Origin of the sequence: Rhodoplanes tepidamans, assembly GCF_030813915.1 — a bacterium.
Taxonomy (GTDB): domain Bacteria; phylum Pseudomonadota; class Alphaproteobacteria; order Rhizobiales; family Xanthobacteraceae; genus Rhodoplanes; species Rhodoplanes tepidamans.
Genome location: NZ_JAUSUJ010000005.1, coordinates 268507 through 291377 on the forward strand (window position 1 = coordinate 268507; position 22871 = coordinate 291377).

Sequence of the window (22871 nt, forward strand, 5' to 3'; positions counted from 1 at the left end):
GGACCCGAGGTGCTCCAGCGTATGCGTATATCGTATACGATTTATCGCACGGAGCTGCCGCGTGTCCCTCACCTCCGCCCCGCCTGCCCTCGCCGCCGTCACGGCGCCGCGCCCGGGCTGCATCGGCGACCGGGTGCTGCGCAACGAGGACGGCCGCTTCCTCGCCGGCCACGGCGAGTATCTGGCCGACCTCGACGTCCCGGGCACCCGCGAGATCGCCTTCCTGCGCTCGCCCGTCGCCCATGCCCGCATCCGCGCGATCGCGATTCCCGAGGGCGCCGAGGGGCGCGTCTTCCTGCTGAAGGACCTCGGCGACATCCACCCCGTGCGCGCCGTGCTGACCTCGCCCGGCTTCCGCGGGTCCGACTATCCGGCGCTCGCCGCCGACACGGTGCGGTTCGTCGGCGAGCCGATCGCCATCTGCCTGGGCGCCACCCGGGCCGAGGCCGAGGATCTGGCCCAGGAGATCGTCGTCGACTTCGACGAGCTGCCGCCCGTGGTCGAGATCGAGCAGGCGCTCGATCCGGCGAGCCCGAGCCTGCACGGCTGGCCCGACAACATCTGCTTCGTCTCGACGCCCGGCGGCGGCGACCTCGACGCGGCCGCGAAGGCCGCGGCCGTGACGGTCTCGCGAGAATTCCGGATGGCGCGCCAATGCGTCGTCTCGCTCGAAGGCCGCGGCGTGATGGCCTGGTGGGACAGGCGCCTGCAGGAGCTGGTGGTGTACTCCTCCACGCAGCAGCCGCACGTGATCAGGACCGTGCTGGCCAAGCTGATCGGCGTGCCGGAGCATCAGCTGCGCGTCGTCGCCCCCGACGTCGGCGGCGGCTTCGGGGTGAAGAACAACCTGCAGCAGGAGGAGGTGGCGATCGCCGCACTGGCGCGCCGCCTGAAATTCCCGATCCGCTGGACCGAGGATCGCCGCGAGCACCTGATCGCCTCGCCGCAGGCGCGCGAGCACCGCGTGCGCCTGACCGCGCATGCCGATGCGCAGGGCCGGATCCTGGGCCTCGAGGCCGAGGCCGTGGTGAATGCCGGCGCCTATTCGATCTGGCCGTGGTCCGCCGCCATGGAGGCCAACATGGTGGCCGGCATCCTGACCGGCCCCTACGCCATCGAGGCCTACCGGGGCCGCGGCGTCACCGTGGTGAGCAACAAGGCGCCGCTCGGCCCCTATCGCGGCGTCGGCCGACCGAGCGCCTGCTTCACGCTGGAGCGTCTCGTCGACGAGATCGCCCGGGCGGTCGGACGCGAGCCGCACGCGGTGCGCATCGACAACATGGTGCGGCCCGAGCAGATGCCGTACCGCACCGTCACCGGCAAGCTGTTCGACAGCGGCGACTACGCCGAGAGCGTGCGGCAGGCCGCCGCCATGATCGACGTGCCGGCGGTGCGGGCCCGCCAGACGCGCGAGAACGGCAAGGGGCCGCGCTTCATCGGCCTCGGCTTCGCGAGCTACACCGAGCAGACCGCGCACGGCACCGACGAGTGGATCGCCCGCGGCCTCACCGAGGTGTTCGGCTACGAGACCGCGACGGTGCGGTTCACGCCGGACGGCAAGCTGATCATCGAGGCGGCGATCCAGAATCACGGCCAGGGCCTGGAGACGACGCTGGCCCAGGTCGCGGCGGAAGAGCTCGGCGTCGATCCGGCCGACGTGGTGGTGCGGCACGGCGACACCGCGGTCTCGCCCTACGGCATGGGCACCTTCGCGTCGCGCAGCATGGTAATGGCGGGCGGCGCCGTCGGCCGCGCCAGCCGCCAGCTCGCCGAGAAGGTGAAGCGCATCGCCGCGCATCTCCTCCAGGTGAAGCCGGACGAGGTGACGCTCGCGGGCAACTGCGCCGTCGCCGGCGCCCGCAGCGTGCCATTGAAGTCCGTCACCGACGCCGCCTTCCTGCATCCGGAGAATCTTCCCGCCGGCGAGGAGCCGTGCCTCGACGAGACGACGACGTTCCAGCCGCTCTCCGGCACCGGCGCCTTCGCCTATGCGACCCATGCCGTGGTGGTGGCGGTCGACACCGGCACCGGGCTGGTCGAGATCCTCGAGTACGCGGTGGCGCACGACTGCGGCACCATGGTCAATCCGATGATCGTCGAGGGCCAGGTGCAGGGCGGCGTCGCGCAAGGGATCGGCAACGCGCTCCTGGAAGAGAGCCCCTACGACTCCGGTGGCCAGCCGCTCGCCTCCACGTTCGCCGACTATCTGGTGCCGGGCGCGCCGGAGGTGCCGACCGTGCGGATCGCCCATCTGGAGACGCCGTCGCCGTTCACGGCCTACGGCATCAAGGGCATGGGCGAAGGCGGCGCCATCGCGGCCCCGGCCGCCATCCTCAACGCCGTCAACGACGCGCTGCGCCCGCTCGGCGTCGAGCTGAACGAGACGCCGATCACGCCCAAGCGGATCCTCACGGCGCTGCACGACGCCCGCACGGAGCGCGCCCGATGAAGCCGATGCCGTTCGACTACGCCCGCGCCACGGACGTGCCCGACGCGCTGGCGGCGCTGGCCGACGCCGAGGCCGGCGTGCGGGTGATGGCCGGCGGCCAGTCGCTGGTGCCGATGCTGAACCTGCGGCTCGCGACGTTTCCGCGCGTCGTCGACATCTCCAAGGTCGCCGAGCTGCGCGAGCGCGGCGAGACGGCAGACGCGGTGACGCTCGGCGCCTGCGTGACCCATGGCGAGATCGAGGACGGCGAGGCGCCGGAGCCGGCCGCCGGCCTGATGCGCCACGTCGCGTCGGGCATCGCCTACCGGGCGGTGCGCAACCGCGGCACCATCGGCGGCAGCGCCTCGCTCGCCGACGCCTCGGCCGACTGGGTGACGACGCTGCTGGCGCTCGGCGCCCGCTTCGTGATCCGCGGCCCCGACGGCGAGCGCGAGGTCGCGGCGCCCGACATGTTCCTCGCCCCTTACTTCACCGCGATGACCGACCAGGAGCTGCTGGTCCGCATCGTCGTGCCGAAGACGTCGCGCGACGCGACCTGGGGCTACTACAAGGTGACGCGCCGCAGCGGCGAGTACGGCCTCACGATCGGCGCCGTGATTCTCGATCCGGCGCGCGACCGGGCGAGCGTGGTGCTCGGCGCCGCGAGCCGCACGCCGCTCGCCTGCACGGCGACGGCCGCGGCGCTGCGGGGCGCACCGCGCTGGACCGACGCGCTGGAGGCGGCGCTGCGCGTCGCCGTGGCCGAGGATCTCGCCCGCGGCGACCGGCCCTTCGAGCCGCACGAGGCCATCATGGTCGAGACCACGATCCTGCGCGCCGCCACGCAGGCCCTGGGGGTGTCATGAAAGTCTCCTTCACGCTCAACGGCGAGGCGATCACGGCCGACGTCGAGCCGCGCACCTCGCTGGCCGACCTGGTGCGCGGCGAGCATCGCTGCACCAGCGTGCATCTCGGCTGCGAGCACGGCGTCTGCGGCGCCTGCACGGTGCTGATCGACGGCAAGATCGCCCGCTCCTGCATCACGCTGGCGGTGGCGCTCGACGGCACCGCCGTGACGACGCTCGAAGGCTTCGAGGGCGACGCCCTGATGGACCGGCTGCGCGAGGCGTTCCGCGCCCATCACGGCCTGCAGTGCGGCTACTGCACGCCCGGCATGCTGATCACGGCGCACGACCTGATCCGCCGCAAGGGCGCGCTCTCCGAGGCCGCGCTGCGCCAGGGGCTCGCCGGCAACATCTGCCGCTGCACCGGCTATGCCGGCATCGTCGCCGCCGTCGCGGCCGCGATGGACGAGCACGGCGACACGGCCCGGGCCGCGGCGATCGCGGCGGAATGAGATTCGCGCCGGAAGCGGCGCGATGAGCGGCGTCCGCCGGAGGGCGGCGTCATCGAGCGACCCGGGCGCCGGAGCCGGCCGGCCCGCGGGGCGTGCACACGAGGAGACCACGATGGCTTCGACCACCTCTCGCCCCCTCTCCCGCCGCCGGCTCCTGCAGGGCGGCGCCGCCCTCGCGGCCGGCCTTCCGGCCGCCGCCATGCTGGGCGCCGGCGCCCGCGCCCAGACGCGCGAGGCCGTGAAGCTGACGCTGCCGTGGATCGCCAACGGCTCGAACTACTGGCCGATGGTCGGCAAGAAGCTCGGCTACTTCTCGTCGCGCGGCGTCGACGTCGAGGTCGCCCGCGGCTTCGGCTCGGTCGCCGCCGCCCAGGCGGTCGCCAACAAGCAGTTCGACTTCGGCGTGGTGTTCGCCGGCGGCACGATTCTCGCCGCGGCGCGCGGCCTGCCGCTGGTCACCCTCGCCACCATCTACTACGACGCCATGATGGGCACGGCGCTGCTCCAGACCTCGCCGATCAAGGCGCCGAAGGATCTGGAGGGCAAGAAGCTCGGCATCGTGCCGACCTCGGCCGAGGCGCCGTTCTGGCCGGCCTACGCGGCCGCCGCCGGCATCGACGCCTCGAAGGTGCAGCTCGTCCAGGTCGACAGCAAGGTGATCGAGCGCGTGCTGATCGACAAGCAGGTCGACGCCATCACGGCGATCGGCTCGTCCAGCCTGCCCGTGATGGTCGCCCAGGGGGTGACGCCGCGCTTCGACCTGTGGAGCAAGGTCGGCGTCGAGCTCTACGCCGCCCAGATCGTCACCCGGCAGGAGGTGCTGGAGCAGAAGCCGAAGCTCTGCCAGGCGATGGTCGACGCCATCCTCGAGTCCTACGCGTTCACGCTGCGCGAGCCCAAGAAGGCGATCGACGAGTTCGTCGCGCTGGTCCCCGAGGTCGGCCTGACCAAGGGCGGCCGCGAGAACGCCGAGCTGTCGCAGGGCCTCGCCCAGCTGATGACGCTGCGTCCCGAGGCGATCGACCACACGCTCGGCTGGACCGACATGGGCAAGCTCGGCCCGATGTTCGACCTCGTGATGAAATACGCCGCCCCCAAGGACGCGACGCGCCCCGACCCGCAGAAGTTCGCGACCAACCAGTTCGTCGGCAAGGTGAACCTGACCAAGCCCGAGTGGGAGGCGGTGAAGAAGAACACCGCCGACTACGCCAAGCTCCTGGGGTGAGGCGAGGCACCGTTCTTCACCTCTCCCCGGCGGCGGCTCGGCATGACCTGGTCATTCCGGGGCGGCGCGTAGCGCCGAACCCGGAATCCAGCCAGGAATTCCGAGTCCAGTGCTGGATTCCGGGTTCGCGCCTTCGGCGCGCCCCGGAATGACGGATCATGAAAGCCTCCTTTTGGGAGAGGGTGGACAACCGCCACGCGCGACACACGGTCGTATCCGCCGTGCAAGGGACAAGCTCATGACCGCGATCGACACCGGCGCCCGCAAGAAGCCCCTCCTCCCCACCGGCGTGCTGGCCGGCACGCTGCGGCAGATCCTGCTGCCGGTCGCCGCCGCGCTCGTCGTGCTGGTCGCCTGGGAGACGGCGGTGCGGGTGCTCGACGTCTCGCCCGTGCTGCTGCCGCCGCCCTCGATGATCGTGGCGCGGCTGCAGGAGCTGTTCTTCCCGCTGCTGCTCAAGCACGCGATCCCGACCATCTGGGAGAGCGTCATCGCCTTCGCGGTCTCCTCGGTGCTCGGCATCGCGCTCGCCGGCCTGCTCAGCTCCTCGAAGATTCTGCGCGAGGCGCTCTACCCGAACGTGGTGCTGTTCCAGCTCATCCCCAAGATCGCGCTGGCGCCGCTGTTCATCGTCTGGCTCGGCATCGGCTCGCAGTCGCGCCTCGCCTTCTCGGTGTTCATCAGCTTCTTCCCCGTGGTGATCGCGACGCTGGCCGGCCTCGACAATGTCGACCGCGACCTCCTGCGGCTGTGCCGGGCGCTGCGCGCCAGCGAGTGGCAGACGTTTCGCGAGGTGCGGCTGCCGCACGCCATCCCCTACGTGTTCAGCGGCATGAAGATCGCGACCACCTTCGCCATCATCGGGGTCATCGTCGGCGAGTTCATCACGTCGCAGGCCGGCCTCGGCTACCTGATCCTGTTCGCCTCGGCCCAGGCCGAGACCGCCCTGATCCTCGCCGCCATCCTGGTGCTGTGCGCGTTCGGCCTCGTCTTCTACGGCCTCGTCGCCATCGCCGAGACCGTGACCCGCAACCGCTTCGGCGCCTGACCGACACCACGGAGTCCCCCATGCCGGCCCCTCACGCCTCCTCGGTCGTCCGCGACGGTGCCCGCACGGTCGTGCTGCCGACCACGCCGGAGCCGCTGGAGATCGATCTCGTCGAGACGGCCCTGATCGTCGTCGACATGCAGCACGCCTACCTGTCGAAGGGCGGCTATCTCGACCTCGTCGGCTTCGACGTGTCGGGCTCGGCGCCAGTGATCGAAGCGGTGCGGAAAACCATCGGCGCCGCGCGGAAAGCCGGCGTGCAGATCGTCTATCTGCAGAACGGCTTCGACCCCGAGCTGAAGGAGGCCGGCCCCGCCTCGTCGCCCGTCTACCACAAGTCGAACCCGCTGAAGTTCATGCGGGCGAACCCGTCGCACCGCGGCAGGCTGATCACCAAAGGCGCCTGGGACTTTGGGATCGTCGAGGAGTTGGCGCCGCAGCCCTCCGACATCGTCGTCACCAAGGCGCGCTACAGCGGCTTCGCGGGCACCAATCTGGAAATGGTTCTCCGCGCACGCGCGATCCGCAATCTCGTGGTGGTCGGCGTCAACACCAATGTGTGCGTCGAATCGACCATCCGGGACGCCTATCACCGCGAGTTCTTCGCCGTGATGGTCAAGGACGCGACCCTGCAGGCCGGCGACCCGAGCATCTTCGAGGCGACGGTGTTCAACGTGGAAAGGTTCCTGGGCTGGGTGACGACGACGGACGCCGTCTGCGGCGCGCTCGCGGGCGCGCCCGCCGTGCCCGGCCGCTGAGGAGGCGATCATGGACGCCGCGATCTCCGCCGCCGCCTCCGGCCCGGCCCCGGCCACCGACGCGCCGCCCTACATGAGCGTCCAGCGGGTGCAGAAGATCTACGAGACCGCCGGCGGCGCCGTCGAGGCCGTCAGCCTCGCCGACTTCTCCGTGACGTCCGGCGAGTTCGTCGCCGTGCTGGGGCCGAGCGGCTGCGGCAAGAGCACCCTGATGATGATGATCGGCGGCCTGGAGACCACCAGCGCCGGACACATCCGGGTCGACGGCACCGAGGTCACGGCGCCGCGGGGGGACTTCGGCTACGTGTTCCAGGACGCGACGCTCTTGCCGTGGAAGAGCGTGCTCGACAACGTGCTGTTCCCGATCAGGCTGGAGCACGGCCGCACCCGCGACCATCTCGACCGCGCCCGCGAGCTCCTGGAGCTGGTCGGCCTGTGGGACTTCCGCGACAAGCGGCCGCGCCAGCTCTCCGGCGGCATGCGCCAGCGCGTCGCCATCTGCCGCGGCCTGATCAACGACCCGAAGCTGCTGCTGATGGACGAGCCGTTCTCGGCGCTCGACGCCATTTCGCGCGACGACATGAACGCGGCGCTGGCCGATCTCTGGGACCGCTACCACAAGACCGCGATCTTCATCACCCACTCGATCCGCGAGGCCGTGTACCTGGCCGACCGGGTGCTGGTGATGAGCCGCCGCCCCTCGGTGATCTCCCACGACGTGCGCATCCCGTTCCCGCGGCCGCGCCGCATGGAGATGCAGGAGACCGCCGAGTTCAACGAGATCTGCGGCTTCTTGCGCCGGAAGATCGAGGAGGGGTATCAACGGGCATGACCCCGCAGATGCCCGCTCCCGCGCCGTCCCTCGCCACGCTCGCGCACGAATGCGGCGGCCGCTCCCCCTCCACGGTCGAGCTGATCACCCGCATCCTGCGCGAGGCGATCGTGCGCGGCACGCTGGCCGAGGGCGCGCCGATCCGCCAGGACCACGTCGCGGCCGAGCTCGGCATCAGCAAGATCCCGCTGCGCGAGGCGCTCTCCAAGCTGGAGGGCCAGGGCCTCGTCACCATGCTGCCGCGGCGCGGCGCGATCGTCACCACGGTGTCGCCCGAGAAGATCGAGGACATCTACCAGACGCGCCTGGCCCTGGAGCCGCAGGTGCTGGCCGGCGCCATCCCGCACCAGACCCGCGCCGATCTCGACGAGGCGGAGCGGCTGGTCGGCGAGATGGACCAGCGCGGCACCGAGCAGCTCGGCCGGCTCAACTGGCAGTTCCACCGCGCCCTCTACGCGCCGTCCGGCCGCGAGGTGGCGCTGCAGATCCTGGAGACGCTGCACATCCACGTCGACCGCTGCGTGCGCCTGCACATGGCGCTGATCGACCGCTCGCGCGTCTCCAACATCGAGCACCGCCGCATCCTCGACGCCTGCCGCAACGGGGACGTGGCGGTGGCCCAGAGCCTCCTGCACGATCATCTCGACGGCATCCGCCGCGTGATGGCCGAGTATTTCTCACGACCGCCGCAGGCCGCCACGCCGGCCGCTGCCGATCCCGCCGCCTGAGCCGCGTCCCGCCCCGCCGTTCCGGGAGTCGATCCCTTGAGTGCCGTCGTCCTGGTTCCCGAACTCGTTCTGCCCGGCCCCTCCGCCGACACGCTGCGAAGCGGCGCCGCCGTCGTGGTGGCCGGCTCGCGCATCGCCGCGATCGACACGCCGGAGGTGCTGGCGGCCCGCTTCCCCGACGCGGAGACGATCGCGCTGCCCGACTGCCTGGTGATGCCCGGCCTGGTCAACGCGCATCAGCACGGCCGCGGGCTCAGCCAGATCCAGCTCGGCTATCACGACGACTATCTGGAGACCTGGATCGCCGGCCGGCGCGGCCGCGGCATCCTCGATTCCTTCGCCATCACCCGCCTGGCCGCCGCCCGCATGGTGATGCAGGGCGTCACGGCGACGGTCCACGCCAACTACTCCTACGGCACCGGCGACTACGAGGGCGAGGTCCGGGCGCAGCTCGCCGCCTACGACGCCGTCGGGCTGCGCGTCGCCATGGCGGTCGGCGCCATGGACCGCGGGGCCACCGTCTATCCGCCGCACGAGGCCTGCTTCATGGCCGGCCTGCCCGACGCGCTGCGCGACTGGCTGTCGAGGCCCGGCGCCAAGGCCTATGCGGGCGACGCCGAGGGCACGATCGCGCTGATGGATCGGCTGCTCGCCGACTACGGCACGCATCCGCGGGTGCGGCTGTGCTACGGCCCGGCCGGGCCGCAATGGGTGTCGGACGCGCTGTGGGCGGCGCTCGCCCGCGATGCCAACGACAAGGGGCTCGGCCTGCAGTTCCACGCGCTCGAGTCGCCGGCCCAGCGCGACGCCGCGACGGAGCTCTATCCCGAAGGCGTCTTCGCGCGGCTGGACGCGCTCGGCGCCATGGGGCCGCGCACCGTGGTGGCGCACGGCGTGTGGCCGAGCGAGGCCGACATGGCGATCATGGCGCGCACCGGCGCCACCGTGGTGCGCAATCCCGGCTGCAACGTGCGCATGCGCAACGGCATCGCCCCGGTGTCGCGCTATCTGGCCGCCGGCGTGCGGCTCGCGGTCGGCACCGACAACTGCGCCATGCAGGACGACGAGGATCTGCTGGCCGAGCTGCGCCTCGCCGGGCTGCTCGCCCGCGAGCCGGACTGGAACGGGCCGGCGCCGCCCTCCACCGACCAGCTCCTCGCCATGGCGACCACCAACGGCGCCGTCGCGGCGGGCTTTTCGCCCGACACCGGCACGCTGGCGCCGGGCCGCGCCGCGGACCTGATCGCCCTGTCGCTGACGCGCACCCGAGCACCGTGGATCGAGCCCGACATGCCGCTGATGGAGGCCGTGATCGCGCGCGCCCACGGCACCGACGTGCGCCTCACCATGATCGACGGCCGCATCGTCTTCCGCGACGGCTCGCTCGTCGGCCAAGACCTCGCCGAGATCGAGGCGGCCGCGGTCGCGTCGGCCCAGGGCGCGCGCCGGCCGAAGGATCCGGCGAACCGCGATTACGCGGCGCGGCTGCGCGGCCACCTGTGCAGCCACTACCAGCGCGTCGCCGTCCCGCGCCGTCCGAGTGACCGGACAGAGACATGAGCCCGCCAAAGAATTCCGCTCGTCCCCGCGAAGGCGGGGACCCAGGGGCGACGAAGCACGACGCCCTGGATCCCCGCTTGCGCTGGGATGAGCGGAGCCTGGACCGAACGCGACGAGTGTAGATCTCGACACGCCCCCGAGGAGCCCACGATGTCCACCGCCTCGAATCCCCGCGCCCCGTTCCGCCTCACCAGCGACGCGCCGAAGCTGAAGCCGTTCGACGGCAAGACGCTGATCGTCCACATTCTCGTCAACGTCGAGTACTGGCCCTACGACCAGCCGACGCCGCGCCACATCGTGATCCCGCCGCACGGCCGCTATCACGTCCCGGACCTGCCGAACTTCTGCTGGTCGGAATACGGCAACCGCGCCGGCATGCCGCGGCTCCTGAAGCTGTTCGGCGACCGCGGCATCCCGGTGAGCGCGCCGATCAACGCCAACGTCGTCGACGTCTACCCCCGGCTCGCCGCGGCGATGCGGGACGCCGGCTGGGAGTTCGTCGGCCACGGCATGCGCCAGCTCGCGCAGGGCGGCGAGACCGACGAGGCGACCCAGATCCGCGCCGCGCTCGACAAGCTCGAGAGCTTCACCGGCAAGACGACGCGCGGCTGGATGAGCCCGGGCTGGTCGGAGACCTTCGACACGCTCGACCACCTGCGCGCCGCCGGCGTCGAATACGTGACCCAGTGGGTGATCGACGACATCCCGACCAAGCTCACGACCAGGCACGGCGACATGGTCTCGCTGCCCTACGGGCTCGACATCAACGACAGCGTGATCTTCGCCATCGAGAAGCACGCCTCCGACGAGATGAAGCTGCGCATCCGCGAGGCGATCAAGACCTTCGAGCGCGAGACCCGCGAGACCGGCCAGCCGCGCGTGCTGCCGATCCCGCTGCATCCCCATCTCTCCGGCGTGTCGCACCGCATCAACCACCTGATCGAGGTGATCGACGAGCTGAAGGCGCGCCCCGACACGGTGTTCGTCAACGGCAGCCAGCTGCTCGACTGGTATCTGGCGCAGCAGGCGGGGTGAGCCAAATCGGTCGTGGGTCGCCGGGAGCGAGTCGCACGCACGATTCACCTCTCCCCAGCGGGGAGAGGTCGGAGTTCGCGCTCCAGCGCGAACTCCGGGTGAGGGGGTGCCGAGGCCTCCATCGGCACCTACGCCCCTCTCCCCGGTCGCGAGCTGCGCTCGCGCCCGACCCTTTTCCCACGGGAGAGGGTAAGGAGCGTCCCTCGCAAGGCCACGTCCGCGGTCAGCGTGAGCAAGTCGGTGAGCAGATCACATTCCACGGGTTCGCAAGGTGCCTGAGTCCAACGATCACTCGTCGTCCCTCGCCGCCGTCCTCGATCGCTCCCAAGAGCTGTTCGACGAGATCCGCGCAAAGACCTTCGACGGCGTCGGGGTCACGCGGGCGGCCTACGGCCCGGGCGAGCAGCTCGCCCACGACATCGTCGCGCGCGAGGCGCGGGCGCTCGGGCTCGACATCCGGGTCGACGCGGCGCTGAACCTGCACATGACGCTGCCGGGCGCCGACCGGCAGAAGCCGGCGCTGCTGATCGGCTCGCATCTCGATTCGGTGCCGCAGGGCGGCAATTTCGACGGCCTCGCCGGCGTGCTGGCCGGGCTCGCCTGCGTCGCCGCGCTGCGGGCCGACGGCGTCGTGCCGGCGCGCGACGTCACCGTGCTGGCGCTGCGCAGCGAGGAGAACGCCTGGTTCGCGGCCCAGCATGTCGGCAGCCGCGCCGCCCTCGGCCTGCTCGGTGGCGCGCTCGACAGCGCGCGGCGCATCGACACGCGGCGCAGCCTCGCCGACCACATGAGCGAGGCCGGCGCCGATCTCGCGCCGCTGCGCGCCGGCCGGCCGCTGATCGACCTCGATCGCGTCGCCGCCTATCTGGAGCTGCACATCGAGCAGGGCCCGGTGCTCGACGGCGAGGCGATCCCGGTCGGCGTGGTCACCGGCATCCGCGGAAACGTGCGCTGCCGCGAGATCGTCTGTCGCGGCGAGCCCGGCCATTCGGGCGTCGTCCCGCGAACCATGCGGCGCGACGCCGTGATGGCGACGGCCGAGCTGATCGGCCGCATGGAAGCGCTGTGGGAGGAGATCGAGCGCGACGGCGGCGACCTCGTCCTCACCTTCGGACAGGTGTCGACCGACCCGGCCGCGCACGGCGTCACCAACATCCCGGGCCTCGTCACCGCCTGCTTCGACGCGCGCAGCCATTCCGACGCGGTGCTCGACCGGATCGCCGCGGCGCTGACGGCGACCGCGGCGGAGATCGCGGCCCGGCGCGGAGTCGCCTTCGCCTTCAGCCCGATGACGCGCGACCCGCCGATCGCCATGGACGCCGGCCTGCAGGCACGGCTCGCCGCCGCCGCGACGGCGCTGGGCATCCCGCACACGCGCATCGCCAGCGGCGCCGGCCACGACGCCGGCGACTTCGCGGCCGCCGGCATCCCGGCCGCCATGCTGTTCGTGCGCAACCAGAACGGCAGCCACAACCCGCACGAGGCGATGCGCTTCGCCGACTTTTCCGACGCAGTGCGCTTGCTGGAGTCCTGCGTTCGTGGCTTTGATGCGGGCTCCTGAGCCGACGCCGAGGTTCTCATGTCCCCGACCGCCCCCGACCGTTCCACCGTTCTGCTCGGCACCCCCGGCTCGCGTGAAAGGATCGACACGCCGGCCCTGGTGCTCGACCTCGACGCCTTCGAGCACAATGTGGCGCTGATGGCCGAGACCTGCCGCAGGGCGGGCGTCGGCCTGCGGCCGCACGCCAAGACCCACAAGTGCAGCACCATCGCCCGGCGCCAGATCGAGGCCGGCGCGCTCGGCATCGGCTGCGCCACCATCGACGAGGCCGAGGTGATGGTCGCGGCCGGCCTGCCCGGCGTGCTGATCACCTCGCCGCTGGTCACCGACGGCAAGATCGCCCGGCTGATGCAGCTGGTCTCCCAGGGCGGCGACGTGATGGTGGTGGCCGACCATCCGCAGAACGTCGCCGCGCTCGACGCCGCCGCGACGGCGGCCGGCGCGACGCTGCGGGTGCTGGTCGACCTCGACCTCGGCCATCACCGCACCGGCGTCGCCGGCGTCGCCGAGGGCGTGCGGCTCGCCCGCGAGATCGCGTCGTGGAGGGCGCTGCGCTTCGCCGGCGTGCAGGCCTATGGCGGCCACCTGCAGCACATCGCCGACCACGCCGAACGGCTCGCCGCGACCCGGGCCGCCGACGGCCGCGTGGCCGACCTGGTGCGCGAGCTGACGGCCGCCGACCTCGCCCCGGCGATCGTCACCGGCGCCGGCACCGGCACGCACCGCATGAACGCCTCCGGCAGCCCGTTCACCGAGCTGCAGGCCGGCTCCTACATCGTCATGGACGCCGAGTACGGCGGCATCGAATACGCCCCCGGCGAGGCGTGGCCGTTCCGCCCGGCGCTGTTCGTCGCCGTCGCGGTGACCAGCGCCAACGTGCCGGGCAGCGTGACGACCGACGGCGGCACCAAGGCCTTCGCCCTCAACGGCCCGCGCCCGCGCGTCGCCTCCGGCCCGCTCGCCGGCGCGCCCTACGAGTTCAGCGGCGACGAGCACGGCCGCATCGCCTTGCCGGACGGCAGGGCGGCGCCGGCGCTCGGCACCGTCCTGGAATGCACCGTGCCCCACGTCGACCCGACCATCGCGCATTACGACGCCATCCACTGCGTGCGCGGCGACCGGCTGGTCGAGGTCTGGCCCGTCGACGCCCGCGGCCGGCGCCCCGCCGCGGCGGCGTGACCTCGGCACCGTGACGGACGCCGGCCGACGGGTTGCACCGGCGCCGCCGGTCAACCGTTAACGCATCGGAAAGAACGACCTTTACGGACCCCCGCCGCTTGGTGTGGAAGTGCCGGCGACGGGCCAGAGGACGTGACCGATGTTTTTCAGCACCAGCAATGCATTCGGGGCGAGCCGCAAGGCGCCCGGCAAGTCGGGCTCCGGCAAGTCGACCTGGGCGCGCGGCGTGGTCGCCTGCGGCAAGTGCGGCACCGCCAACACGGTGCAGCGCTTCGAGGCGATCGTCGACGAGTTCTCGGTCCGCTGCAGCCGCTGCGGCCATCGCGGCTTCTACCGCAAGAACGAGATCGGCGTTCAGCAGATGGCGGAGCGGCGGCAGAAGCCGCGCTGATCGGGCGTTCCGGAACGACGGGCCACGCCGGCCCGGCCTCCCGCCGAGCGGCGACTCCGGCCGGGCGAAGATCCCGGCCGGGAGACGACTCCGGCCCGGACATGGCACACGGCTTGCTGGAACTGGCGTCTCTGTCCCCCGTCAGAGTCGACACATGCCAGATCGCAGATTGCCCGCCGCCGGCCCGGGCGCTTCCGCCGGCGTCCCGTCTCCCGCGTCGACCACGAACGTCTTCCCGCATCCGGCGGCCTCCCGCCGCACCATGCTCGGCCTCGCCGGCTCGGCGGCGGCCTGGGCCGTGGCCGGCGCGGCATGGCCGCGCCCGGCCGGCGCCGAGGACTATCCGAACCGGACCATCACGATGCTGGTCCCGTTCCCGGCCGGCGGGCCGACCGACTCGATCGCCCGCCTGGTGGCGGAGCGGATGCGCCAGGAGCTCGGGCAGGCCATCGTGATCGACAATGTCGGCGGCGGCGCCGGCAGCATCGCGCTCGGTCGCCTCGCGCGCTCGCCGGCCGACGGCTACACGATCGATGTCGGGAACTGGGGCGCGCACGTCGCCAACGGCGCGCTCTCCACCACCCTGCCCTACGACGTGCGGACGAGCTTCGAGCCGGTCGCGCTGCTCGCCACCACGTCCCAGCTCGTGCTCGCCCGGCCGACGCTTCCGGCCGACGACCTGACCGGCATGGTCGCCTGGGTGAAGGCGAGCGGCGGCAAGGTGTCGATCGGCACGGCCGGCGTCGGCAGCCCGTCGCATGTCGCGGCGCTGCTGTTCCTCCAGATGATCGGGGCCGAGGCCGTGCTGGTGCCCTACCGGGGCGCGACGCCCTTCGTGAAGGATCTGGTGTCGGGGCAGATCGACCTCCTGTTCACGCCGCCGACCGGCACCCTGCCGCTGGTCCGCGACGGCCAGCTCAAGTGCTTCGCGGTCGCCGCCCCGACCCGCCTGCGGGGGGCGCCGGAGATCCCGAGCGCCGACGAGGCCGGCCTGCCCGGCTTCCACGCCGGCACCTGGAACGCGATCTTCGCGCCCCGGGGGACGCCGCGACCGATCGTCGAGCGGCTGAACGCCGCCGCGGTCGCCGCGCTCGCCGACCCGGCCGTGCGGGCGCGCCTCGCCGACCTCGGCCAGGACGTGCCGCCGCGCGAGCAGCAGACGCCCGAGGCGCTCGGCGCCCTGGTCGAAGCCGACATCGAGCGGTGGTGGCCGATCATCCGGGCGGCCGGCGCGAAGGCGAACTGACGCCGCGGCCGGGACGACGCCCCGGCGCGGCCGCGAGTCCCCGCCCGTGCATGCGCCCAAATCCATGCGCCTCAGGTCCATGCCCCCGAATGCACGTCCCCTGGCCGGCGCCCCGCGACGGCATGGCGGAGCCGGCCGCCTCCCGGCTTGACCGGGCCGGCCGCCCTGCCTATGGTCCGGCCCCGTCGCGCAACGAGCCGGCCCCGGGCCGCACCGCTGCGCTCCACCATCGGTCCGATCCCAGCTTCGCCGGACGCAAGGCCGGCCGCGCCGGGATCGTTTTGCGCATCCACCGGGGCCCTCGGCCCACGGCGTGCCGAGGACGAGCCATGAAGATCCGTAACTCGCTCAAGTCGCTGCGCGGGCGTCACCGGGACAACCGCCTGGTCCGCCGCAAGGGCCGCGTCTACGTCATCAACAAGACCCAGCGTCGCTTCAAGGCCCGCCAGGGCTGAGGTGCTCCGGTCCGCCGGCGGCCGCCGTCTCGCGCGGCCGTGATCGGACCGGCGGCCGGCGCCCTTGCCGGGCGCGCCGGACCCGACCTAGACTGCCGCCATGAGCGGTCGACGATCGGGTCCGAGACGACGTTTTTCCACCACGCTGTCGGCAGCCGCGGCCCTCGCCGCCGGCTGCCTTCTGGCGTTCGCCCCGCCCGGTCCGCCGGCGGCCGCGCAGGACGCCGACTGGGTCGAGCCGCCCGCCACGGTGCCGAAGGCGCCGCGCGGCGATCCGACCCGCAATCTCGACACCCTGTTCGGCGCCCTCCGGGCCGCCCCCGACGACACCACCGCCAAGGCGGTCGAGGACCGCATCTGGGCGGTCTGGCTCGCCTCCGGCAGCGACACCGTCAACCTGCTGATGGTGCGCACCAAGGCCGCCATCGACAAGGACGACCACGACCTCGCGATCCGGCTGCTCGACGCCATCGTCGAGATCCGGCCCGACTATGTCGAGGGCTGGAACCGGCGCGCCACCGTGTTCTTCCTCAAGAAGGACTATGCGAGCGCGCTGGCCGATCTGCGCCAGGTGCTGCGCCGCGAGCCGCGCCATTTCGGCGCGCTGGCCGGGCTGGGCACCATCATGCAGGAGATCGGCGACGAGACGCACGCGCTCGACGCCTACCGCAAGGCGCTCGACGTCAATCCGCGCCTCAAGGGCATGGCCGACAAGGTCCGCACCCTCACCGACAAGGTCGAGGGCCGGCCGATCTGAGGCGGGTCGCCTGAACCGGAGACGAACATCCTCCGTCGGGTCTTCGAAGCGCCCCCTACTCCGCCGCCTTCGGCCCCACATAGGCGATGCGCACCATGTTGGTGGCGCCGGGCATGCCGAGGGGCATGCCGGCGACGATGATGATGCGGTCGCCGGAGCGGGCGAAGCCCTGGACGAAAGCGGTGCGGGACGCCCGCTCGACCATGTCGTCGGGGTCGCGGGCGTCGGCGTCGACGACGGCGTGGACGCCCCACACCAGCGCCAGCCGGCGGCCGGTCGAGAGGTTCGGCGAGATCGCCACCACGGGCACGCTCGGGCGCTCGCGCGCCACCCGGTAGGCGGTCGCCCCCGACGAGGTCCACGACACCACGGCGGACAGGTCGAGCGTCTCGGCCATCTGGCGGGCCGCCGCCGCGATGGCGTCGGCGCCGGTGCGCTCGGGCGGCGCCCGCAGGCCCTGGATGGTGGCCGTGACGGTCGGGTCGCGGTCGACCTCCTCGGCGATGCGGTTCATCGTCTCGACCGCCTCGACCGGGTACTGGCCGGAGGCCGACTCGGCCGACAGCATCACGGCGTCGGCGCCCTCGAAGATCGCCGTCGCCACGTCCGACACCTCGGCCCGGGTCGGCACCGGGCTCGCGATCATCGATTCGAGCATCTGGGTCGCCACCACCACGGGCTTGCCGGCGCGCCGCGCCTCGCGGACGATCTGCTTCTGGATGCCCGGCACCTTCTCCAGCGGCATCTCGACGCCGAGATCGCCGCGCGCCACCATCAGGGCGTCGGCGGCGTCCAGGATGTCGGCGAGGTTCGTCACCGCCTGCGGCTTCTCGATCTTGGCGAGCAGGCCGGCGCGGCCGCGGGTGATCTTGCGGGCGGCGGCCAGATCCTCGGCCCGCTGGATGAACGACATGGCGATCCAGTCGACGCCGGCGTCGAGCGCCGCCTCGAGGTCGCGCTGGTCCTTCTCGGTCAGCGCCGGGAACGCGATGGTCGTGTCGGGCAGGCTGAGGCCCTTGCGGGCGGTGAGCCGGCCGCCGACCTCGACCCGGGTGACGACCCGGCCCGGGCTCGCCTCCAGCACGGTCAGGCGGAGCTTGCCGTCGTCGAGCAGCAGGCTGTGGCCCGCCTCGATCGCCGCCAGCACCTCGGGATGCGGGACGTGCACGCGCTGCGCGGTGCCGGGCGTCGGGTCGGAGTCGAGCACGAAGGTGGCGCCGCGCTCCAGCGTCACGGCGTCCGCGGCGAAGCTGCCGATGCGCAGCTTCGGGCCCTGCAGGTCGGCGAGAATCCCGACCGGCCGGCCGAGCTCGTCCTCCACGGCCCGGATCATGCGCACCATCTCGCGCATGCGCTCCGGGGTCGTGTGGCTCATGTTGATGCGGAACACGTCGGCGCCCGTGGCGAACAGGCGGGCGATCGCCGCCTGGTCGGAGCTCGCGGGACCGAGGGTGGCGACGATCTTCACGCGCCGCTGTCGTCTCATCGAGAGGTGCTTCCGGGGAATTGCGGTGGGTGGGGCGGACGGCCCTGGCCGGGCGGCACCGCCATGAAGGAGGGGGGAGTGCCCGGGGGCGGGGGCGGAGCCCCGGCCGGGCGCTGGGAGGCCTGCTCGTTCGAATCGGTCAGCTGCACCGTCCAGGTCTGCTGCTCGCCGGTGTCGACCTCGAAGAAGCCGGTCCGGTCGTAGCCGCGCGCCAGGCAGTCCTCGGTGCCCCGGATGGTGAATTCCTTGTCGCGCGTGCACATGAACGCCTGGCCCGACCACTCGCCGCCGCGGTCGTAGTCTACGGCGTAAATGTAATAGTAGCGTGCGACCAGGGTGCCGCGGAGCAGGGTCTCGCAGGTGCGGGCCGGCAGGTTCCACCACCCCTCGGTCGCCCAGCCGTCACCGTCCTTGTAGCCGACCGCGACGCCGACGCGGCCGCCCGTGTTGTTGCACAGCCGGAAGTCGGCCGCGGCCGGGCCGTTCGTCGCCAGCACGAGCAGCAGCGCGACGGCCGCCGCCGCGGCCGCGCGGGCGAAGGATCGCCGGTGAACGATGCGCTCGACGATGAGAAGAGCCCTGGGTGTCGCCATCCGGTGCCGCGTCGTCCCCGCCGGGCCGATCAGCGGTCGACCAGAATGGCCCGGAAATCGTTGATGTTGGTGCAGGTCGGCCCGGGCCGCAACAGGTCGCCCAGCCGCTCGAAGAAGCCGGTGGAGTCGTTGTCGGCAAGAAACGCGGCGGGATCGAGGCCGAGCGCGCGGGCGCGGGCCACCGTGGTGTCGTCGACGAAGGCGCCGGCCGGGTCGTCGGCCTTGCCGCCGCCGCCGTCGATGCCGTCGGTGTCGGCGGCGAGCGCCGCGACGCCGGACATCCCGTCGAGCGCGCCGGCGAGCGCCAGCACGTATTCCTGGTTCGGCCCGCCGCGTCCCTTGCCGCGCAGCGTCACGGTCAGCTCGCCGCCCGACAGGATCACGGCGCGGCGATGCTGGGCGACGAACTCCTTGGCGATGGCGGCGTGCTGGGCCGCCACGGTGCGGGCCTCGCCCTCCAGCCGGTCGCCGAGCAGCAGGCAGTCGAGCCCGGTCGCCCGCACCTTGGCCTCGACCTGCTCGAAGGCGTCCTGGGGCCGCGACACGATGCGATAGTCGAGATCCGCGAAGGCCGGATCGCCCGGCTTCGGCGTCTCGTTGGCGGGGTTGTCCAGCGCCGCCCTGATCTCGTCCGGGACGTCGAGCGCGTAGCGCGCCACGATGGCGCGCGCGTCGGCGAGCGTCGAGGGATCCGGCACGGTCGGACCGGAGCCGATCACGCTCGGGTCGTCGCCCGGCACGTCGGAGATCGCCAGGGTGACGATGCGGGCCGGATGGGCGCGCGCCGCGAGGCGGCCGCCCTTGAGCCGCGACAGGTGCTTGCGGACCGTGTTGATCTCGCCGATGTTCGCCCCGCAGCGCAGCAGCTGGCGGGTCACCGCCTGCTTGGCGGCGAGCGAGATGCCGGCGGCCGGGGCGATCCAGTTGGCCGAGGCGCCGCCCGACACCAGCACCAGGACGAGGTCGTCGGCGCCGGCCGCGTCGGCGAGCGCGAGGGTCTTCTCGGCCCCGGCGAGGCCGGCCGCGTCGGGCACCGGGTGCCCGGCCTCCACCACCTCGATGACCCGGCCCTTGCGGCCGTGGCCGTGGCGCGTCACCGCGACGCCGGTCAGCCGGTCCTTCGGCAGCCGCAGCTTGTCGAGATAGTGCGCCTCGACGGCTTCCACGCTGGCGCCGGCCGCCTTGCCGGCGGCCAGCACGACGATGCGGCCGTTCGCCGGGGGCGGCGGCAGCTCGGGCGGCAGGCAGACCGAGGGATGGGCGGCCGCGACGGCCGCCTCGTAGAGCTTGGTCAGCAGATCGCGGCTCGGGCTCATGGCAACCTCTGATGTTCTTCGCCCGCGGCAAGGCCCCGGAGCGTTCGCCTTATAAAACTTCGCGCCCGGAATGCATCCCGGAGAAATACGCGGGCCCGCGGCGCGACCGCCATGCGGCCGGCGCGCGGCTGGCGAAGCCGCCGCCCCGCCCCTATCTTGCCGGACAGCGGAGGACCCCCATGACCAGCACGCCCACGCCGCACGATCCCGCCCCGCACGATCCCGCCCCGATGGACGAGCAGACCCGCACGGCGCTCGAGGCCGCGGTGTTCCGCCGTCTCGTCGCGCATCTGCGCGAGCGCACCGACGTGCAGAACATCGACCTGATGAACCTCGCCGGCTTCTGCCGGAACTGCCTGTCGAACTGGCTCAAGGACGCCGCCGACGCGGCCGGCGTGCCGCTGTCGAAGGACCAGAGCCGCGAGGCCGTCTACGGCATGCCCTACGAGACCTGGAAGGCGCGGTATCAGCGGGAGGCGACGCCGGCGCAGCGGCAGGCCTTCGAGACCTCGCACCGGCACGAATAATCCGGCGGCTCTTGTGGATGATGTGGATCGCGGCCGCCCTGCCCCGGCCTCGCCTTGACGGCGGGGCAGAATTGGCCCGTATCAGCCGAAACACGTTTCCTGTCGAGGACCGACATGCCCGCAACCGCCGCCGCCACCAATGACCGGACCGAGAAGGATCGCGCGTCGCGGTTCGCCCAGGATCAGCTGCGTGCCTTCGTCGAGCGCATCGAGAAGCTCGAGGAGGAGAAGAAGGCGATCGCCGACGACATCAAGGACGTGTTCGCCGAGGCCAAGGGCAACGGCTACGACACCAAGGCGCTGCGCGCCGTGATCCGGCTGCGCAAGCAGGACAAGGACGAGCGCGCCGAGCACGAGGCGATCCTGGAGACCTACAAGGCCGCCCTCGGCATGATGTGAGGCCGGCGCTCCGCCGGCCCGAAACGACGACGCCCGGCGCAGGCCGGGCGTTCTCGTTTGCGTCGGGCGCCCCCGCCGGCACCGCGCGTCAGCGCAGCGCGGCGGTGCGGAACGTGACGGTGCTGACGAACACCACGGCGCCGCCGCTGAAGCGGTTCGACGCCAGGCCCGGATAGGGATCGCTGCCGAAGGCCATCACGACCGAGCCGGTCGGCTTGCCCATCAGGCTGCGCAGCTCGACATAGTCGGGGTCGCCGTAGGACGTGACCGTCATGGCGGCGTGCAGGCTCGGCGTCAGCATCACGGCGCGCAGCCACGGATCGTCGAAGCGCATGCCGGCCTTCACGGGCACCACGGCGGCGGGGGCGGAGCGCGGCGCGGCCGCAGCCTCCCCGGCGCGGTCGGAGGTGACGCGGGCCGCGATCTTCTTCACCACCGTGAGCGGCCCGTCGGCGGCGGGCGCCGTCGCAGGAGCCGCGACCGCGGCGCCGGCGGACAGGCGGGCGCGGTCGACCAGCGATCCCATCGCCGGGGCACGGGCCGGCGCGGCGGCGCCGCGGCGGTCCGGCTCGGTCGCATAGGCGAGTGCGAGCTCCAGCGGCACCCGGTCGGCGGCATCGCGCTCGCGCGACCACAGCGAGCCGGTGCGGCTCGGGGTGCGGTCGCGTCCGACCGGCGCCATCGGATCGGCCGAGGCGGTGCGGACCGGCTGTGGGTCGACGGCGGCGGTCGGGGCCATGTCGGTCGAGCCGAGCTCGGCGGGCGGCCGCGGTGGCGCGCCGCCGAGCACCGCCACCGCGGTGCTCTCCACCGGCATGTCGCCGGCGGAGGCGAGCTGCACCGGCGTGCTCGACGCCGAGGCGAGCGCGAACATCTCGGGCCCGGCCGGCGCGGGCGCGACGGCCGGCGCCGCGGCGGGCCTGGCCGCGACGCGGGCGGCGGCGGGCCGGGCGACCTCGACGCGGGCCGCGGCGGGCCTCGCCTCGGGCTTCGCCTCGAGCTTGGGCTCCGGCCTGAGCTCGGCCTTGGCGATATCGGCCTGGGCGGTCTGGATGCGGGTCTGGCGCGGGCGCGCGGCCGGCTTCGTGTCGGCCTTCGGGGAGGCGGCGGGCGCGCGGGTCGCGTCCTCGTCCTCCTCGGCGTCGCGGGCGCCGCCGAACAGCGAGGCGAGCAGGTTCTTGCCCGGCTTGAGGAGCGAGCCCGCCTCGGCCGACGCGACCGCGCTCGACGAGCCGCGCTTCTGCAGGTCGGCGAGCGCGAGCTGATAGCCCGGCAGCGGCTTGCCGTTGGACGGCACGTGTACGGTGCGGCCGTCCGGGAAGACGCGGGCGAGCTGGTCGTAGGTCATCCGCGGCCAGTGCCGGATGCTCGCCGTGTCGACATGGATGAACTGCGAGCCCGGATAGTAGCCGACGCCGCCGCGGTGCAGCCGCATCGCCGCGGCGCGCTGCTTCTCCAGCGACACGCCGCGCACCTTCAGGTCGATGGCCTTGCCGAGCATGTGCTGGCTGGCCTTGGCGACGCCGCCGGAGCGGGCGCGCAGCATCGAATTGGTCTCGGGGGCCCGGTAGCCGCAGATGATGTCGACGTCGGTCGCGTCGACCGAGCGGGTCAGCTCCCACACCGCGTCGATGACGGCCGGATCCATCCGGACCGCCTTGTTGCGCCGCCAGTCGCGCATCACCCAGTTGATCTTCTTCAGCGCCTCGTCGTCGTAGCGGCCGTCGCGCCGGTACGTGACCGTGAGGCTCTCGCCGGTGTGGGTGTGGTGGAACGTCAGGGTGCGGGTGTCGCCGTTGGCGGCCGCGGTCTGCAGGCCGTCGCAGCCGAGAAACAGCACCAGCGCGGCGAGGCCGACTCGGCGACCGGCACGCACAACCATGCCGGTCGCCGAGTCGAGGCGGACGTTGCTCAGGGCCACGTTCGATCTCTCATTCAGACAAAGCTCCGACGTCTTCGCGAACGGCGTCCGCGAAGCGCGTCGTCCGGC

At 72.6% G+C, this 22871-nt stretch carries 22 protein-coding genes; 18 read left to right on the forward strand and 4 right to left on the reverse strand.

What is annotated here, in order from left to right:
• Positions 1–61 precede the first annotated feature (61 nt).
• The 16 genes from J2S22_RS08665 to J2S22_RS08740 all read left to right on the forward strand — a co-directional run bounded on the left by J2S22_RS08665 (position 62) and on the right by J2S22_RS08740 (position 16560).
• Complete coding sequence (locus J2S22_RS08665; protein WP_272776454.1) at positions 62–2449, forward strand: xanthine dehydrogenase family protein molybdopterin-binding subunit; 2388 nt, start codon at positions 62–64, stop codon at positions 2447–2449.
• Positions 2446–3294: an FAD binding domain-containing protein gene (locus tag J2S22_RS08670; protein WP_272776453.1), complete on the forward strand. Its 849-nt coding sequence runs from the start codon at positions 2446–2448 to the stop codon at positions 3292–3294. The genes J2S22_RS08665 and J2S22_RS08670 overlap by 4 nt, the downstream gene beginning before the upstream one ends.
• Positions 3291–3785: a (2Fe-2S)-binding protein gene (locus J2S22_RS08675; protein ID WP_272776452.1), complete on the forward strand. Its 495-nt coding sequence runs from the start codon at positions 3291–3293 to the stop codon at positions 3783–3785. The genes J2S22_RS08670 and J2S22_RS08675 overlap by 4 nt, the downstream gene beginning before the upstream one ends.
• A 112-nt stretch (positions 3786–3897) precedes the next feature.
• Complete coding sequence (locus tag J2S22_RS08680) at positions 3898–5010, forward strand: ABC transporter substrate-binding protein (protein WP_272776451.1); 1113 nt, start codon at positions 3898–3900, stop codon at positions 5008–5010.
• Between the two features lie 238 nt (positions 5011–5248).
• On the forward strand, positions 5249–6058 hold the full coding sequence (locus J2S22_RS08685) for an ABC transporter permease (protein WP_272776450.1): 810 nt from the start codon (positions 5249–5251) through the stop codon (positions 6056–6058).
• A 20-nt stretch (positions 6059–6078) separates the two neighbouring features.
• Positions 6079–6816 carry a cysteine hydrolase family protein gene (locus J2S22_RS08690; RefSeq protein WP_272776449.1) on the forward strand — a complete coding sequence of 246 codons (738 nt, stop codon included), beginning with the start codon at positions 6079–6081 and terminating at the stop codon, positions 6814–6816.
• A 10-nt stretch (positions 6817–6826) separates the two neighbouring features.
• A complete protein-coding gene (locus J2S22_RS08695; protein ID WP_272776448.1) occupies positions 6827–7648 on the forward strand; it encodes an ABC transporter ATP-binding protein in 822 nt (273 codons plus the stop codon).
• Entirely contained in the window at positions 7645–8376 is a 732-nt protein-coding gene (locus J2S22_RS08700; protein ID WP_272776447.1) for a GntR family transcriptional regulator, read from the forward strand. Before J2S22_RS08695 ends, J2S22_RS08700 begins: the two co-directional genes overlap by 4 nt.
• A 36-nt stretch (positions 8377–8412) precedes the next feature.
• A complete protein-coding gene (locus tag J2S22_RS08705; protein ID WP_272776446.1) occupies positions 8413–9936 on the forward strand; it encodes an amidohydrolase family protein in 1524 nt (507 codons plus the stop codon).
• Positions 9937–10086: 150 nt separating this feature from the next.
• Positions 10087–10971: a polysaccharide deacetylase family protein gene (locus J2S22_RS08710; protein ID WP_272776445.1), complete on the forward strand. Its 885-nt coding sequence runs from the start codon at positions 10087–10089 to the stop codon at positions 10969–10971.
• Positions 10972–11242: 271 nt separating this feature from the next.
• Positions 11243–12532, forward strand: a complete 1290-nt coding sequence (locus J2S22_RS08715) for a hydantoinase/carbamoylase family amidase (RefSeq protein ID WP_272778750.1) — start codon at positions 11243–11245, stop codon at positions 12530–12532.
• An 18-nt stretch (positions 12533–12550) separates the two neighbouring features.
• A complete protein-coding gene (locus J2S22_RS08720; RefSeq protein ID WP_272778751.1) occupies positions 12551–13711 on the forward strand; it encodes a DSD1 family PLP-dependent enzyme in 1161 nt (386 codons plus the stop codon).
• Positions 13712–13850: 139 nt separating this feature from the next.
• Positions 13851–14102 carry an Rpo12/RPC10 RNA polymerase subunit family protein gene (locus J2S22_RS08725; protein WP_272778752.1) on the forward strand — a complete coding sequence of 84 codons (252 nt, stop codon included), beginning with the start codon at positions 13851–13853 and terminating at the stop codon, positions 14100–14102.
• A 154-nt stretch (positions 14103–14256) separates the two neighbouring features.
• Positions 14257–15348, forward strand: coding sequence for a Bug family tripartite tricarboxylate transporter substrate binding protein (locus tag J2S22_RS08730; protein WP_272778753.1), 1092 nt, complete (start codon positions 14257–14259; stop codon positions 15346–15348).
• A 329-nt stretch (positions 15349–15677) separates the two neighbouring features.
• A complete protein-coding gene (gene ykgO, locus J2S22_RS08735) occupies positions 15678–15803 on the forward strand; it encodes a type B 50S ribosomal protein L36 (RefSeq protein ID WP_111421746.1) in 126 nt (41 codons plus the stop codon).
• 100 nt (positions 15804–15903) lie between these two features.
• Positions 15904–16560 (forward strand): tetratricopeptide repeat protein, encoded by a 657-nt coding sequence (locus tag J2S22_RS08740; RefSeq protein ID WP_272778754.1) that lies wholly within the window; start codon positions 15904–15906, stop codon positions 16558–16560.
• Between the two features lie 55 nt (positions 16561–16615).
• Here J2S22_RS08740 and pyk read toward each other — a convergent pair whose 3' ends face one another.
• Genes pyk through J2S22_RS08755 form a run of 3 tightly spaced genes read right to left on the reverse strand, consistent with a single transcriptional unit; the run spans position 16616 to position 19955 of the window.
• Complete coding sequence (gene pyk, locus J2S22_RS08745) at positions 16616–18046, reverse strand: pyruvate kinase (RefSeq protein ID WP_272778755.1); 1431 nt, start codon at positions 18044–18046, stop codon at positions 16616–16618.
• Complete coding sequence (locus J2S22_RS08750) at positions 18043–18639, reverse strand: DUF1036 domain-containing protein (protein ID WP_272778756.1); 597 nt, start codon at positions 18637–18639, stop codon at positions 18043–18045. The genes pyk and J2S22_RS08750 overlap by 4 nt, the downstream gene beginning before the upstream one ends.
• A 29-nt stretch (positions 18640–18668) precedes the next feature.
• A complete protein-coding gene (locus J2S22_RS08755) occupies positions 18669–19955 on the reverse strand; it encodes a glycerate kinase type-2 family protein (RefSeq protein ID WP_272778757.1) in 1287 nt (428 codons plus the stop codon).
• 230 nt (positions 19956–20185) lie between these two features.
• Here J2S22_RS08755 and J2S22_RS08760 point away from each other — a divergent pair, with 230 nt between their 5' ends.
• Positions 20186–20482, forward strand: a complete 297-nt coding sequence (locus J2S22_RS08760) for a DUF1244 domain-containing protein (protein ID WP_272778773.1) — start codon at positions 20186–20188, stop codon at positions 20480–20482.
• 114 nt (positions 20483–20596) lie between these two features.
• Positions 20597–20881, forward strand: coding sequence for a DUF2312 domain-containing protein (locus tag J2S22_RS08765; protein WP_272778758.1), 285 nt, complete (start codon positions 20597–20599; stop codon positions 20879–20881).
• Positions 20882–20969: 88 nt separating this feature from the next.
• On the opposite strand, the gene J2S22_RS08770 is transcribed toward J2S22_RS08765, so the two are convergent.
• Positions 20970–22802, reverse strand: a complete 1833-nt coding sequence (locus J2S22_RS08770; RefSeq protein WP_272778759.1) for a peptidoglycan L,D-endopeptidase MepK — start codon at positions 22800–22802, stop codon at positions 20970–20972.
• Positions 22803–22871: the final 69 nt, after the last annotated feature.

Excerpts from the sequence above, each read along its gene's own strand:
- J2S22_RS08700 (WP_272776447.1), top strand. The coding sequence starts at position 7,645 with ATGACCCCGCAGATGCCCGCTCCCGCGCCGTCCCTCGCCACGCTCGCG.
- J2S22_RS08670 (WP_272776453.1), top strand. The coding sequence starts at position 2,446 with ATGAAGCCGATGCCGTTCGACTACGCCCGCGCCACGGACGTGCCCGAC.
- J2S22_RS08710 (WP_272776445.1), top strand. The coding sequence starts at position 10,087 with ATGTCCACCGCCTCGAATCCCCGCGCCCCGTTCCGCCTCACCAGCGAC.
- J2S22_RS08675 (WP_272776452.1), top strand. The coding sequence starts at position 3,291 with ATGAAAGTCTCCTTCACGCTCAACGGCGAGGCGATCACGGCCGACGTC.
- ykgO (WP_111421746.1), top strand. The coding sequence starts at position 15,678 with ATGAAGATCCGTAACTCGCTCAAGTCGCTGCGCGGGCGTCACCGGGAC.
- J2S22_RS08755 (WP_272778757.1), bottom strand. The coding sequence starts at position 19,955 with ATGAGCCCGAGCCGCGATCTGCTGACCAAGCTCTACGAGGCGGCCGTC.
- J2S22_RS08695 (WP_272776448.1), top strand. The coding sequence starts at position 6,827 with ATGGACGCCGCGATCTCCGCCGCCGCCTCCGGCCCGGCCCCGGCCACC.
- J2S22_RS08725 (WP_272778752.1), top strand. The coding sequence starts at position 13,851 with ATGTTTTTCAGCACCAGCAATGCATTCGGGGCGAGCCGCAAGGCGCCC.
- J2S22_RS08685 (WP_272776450.1), top strand. The coding sequence starts at position 5,249 with ATGACCGCGATCGACACCGGCGCCCGCAAGAAGCCCCTCCTCCCCACC.
- J2S22_RS08760 (WP_272778773.1), top strand. The coding sequence starts at position 20,186 with ATGGACGAGCAGACCCGCACGGCGCTCGAGGCCGCGGTGTTCCGCCGT.
- J2S22_RS08740 (WP_272778754.1), top strand. The coding sequence starts at position 15,904 with ATGAGCGGTCGACGATCGGGTCCGAGACGACGTTTTTCCACCACGCTG.
- J2S22_RS08690 (WP_272776449.1), top strand. The coding sequence starts at position 6,079 with ATGCCGGCCCCTCACGCCTCCTCGGTCGTCCGCGACGGTGCCCGCACG.
- J2S22_RS08730 (WP_272778753.1), top strand. The coding sequence starts at position 14,257 with ATGCCAGATCGCAGATTGCCCGCCGCCGGCCCGGGCGCTTCCGCCGGC.
- pyk (WP_272778755.1), bottom strand. The coding sequence starts at position 18,046 with ATGAGACGACAGCGGCGCGTGAAGATCGTCGCCACCCTCGGTCCCGCG.
- J2S22_RS08720 (WP_272778751.1), top strand. The coding sequence starts at position 12,551 with ATGTCCCCGACCGCCCCCGACCGTTCCACCGTTCTGCTCGGCACCCCC.
- J2S22_RS08765 (WP_272778758.1), top strand. The coding sequence starts at position 20,597 with ATGCCCGCAACCGCCGCCGCCACCAATGACCGGACCGAGAAGGATCGC.
- J2S22_RS08750 (WP_272778756.1), bottom strand. The coding sequence starts at position 18,639 with ATGGCGACACCCAGGGCTCTTCTCATCGTCGAGCGCATCGTTCACCGG.
- J2S22_RS08680 (WP_272776451.1), top strand. The coding sequence starts at position 3,898 with ATGGCTTCGACCACCTCTCGCCCCCTCTCCCGCCGCCGGCTCCTGCAG.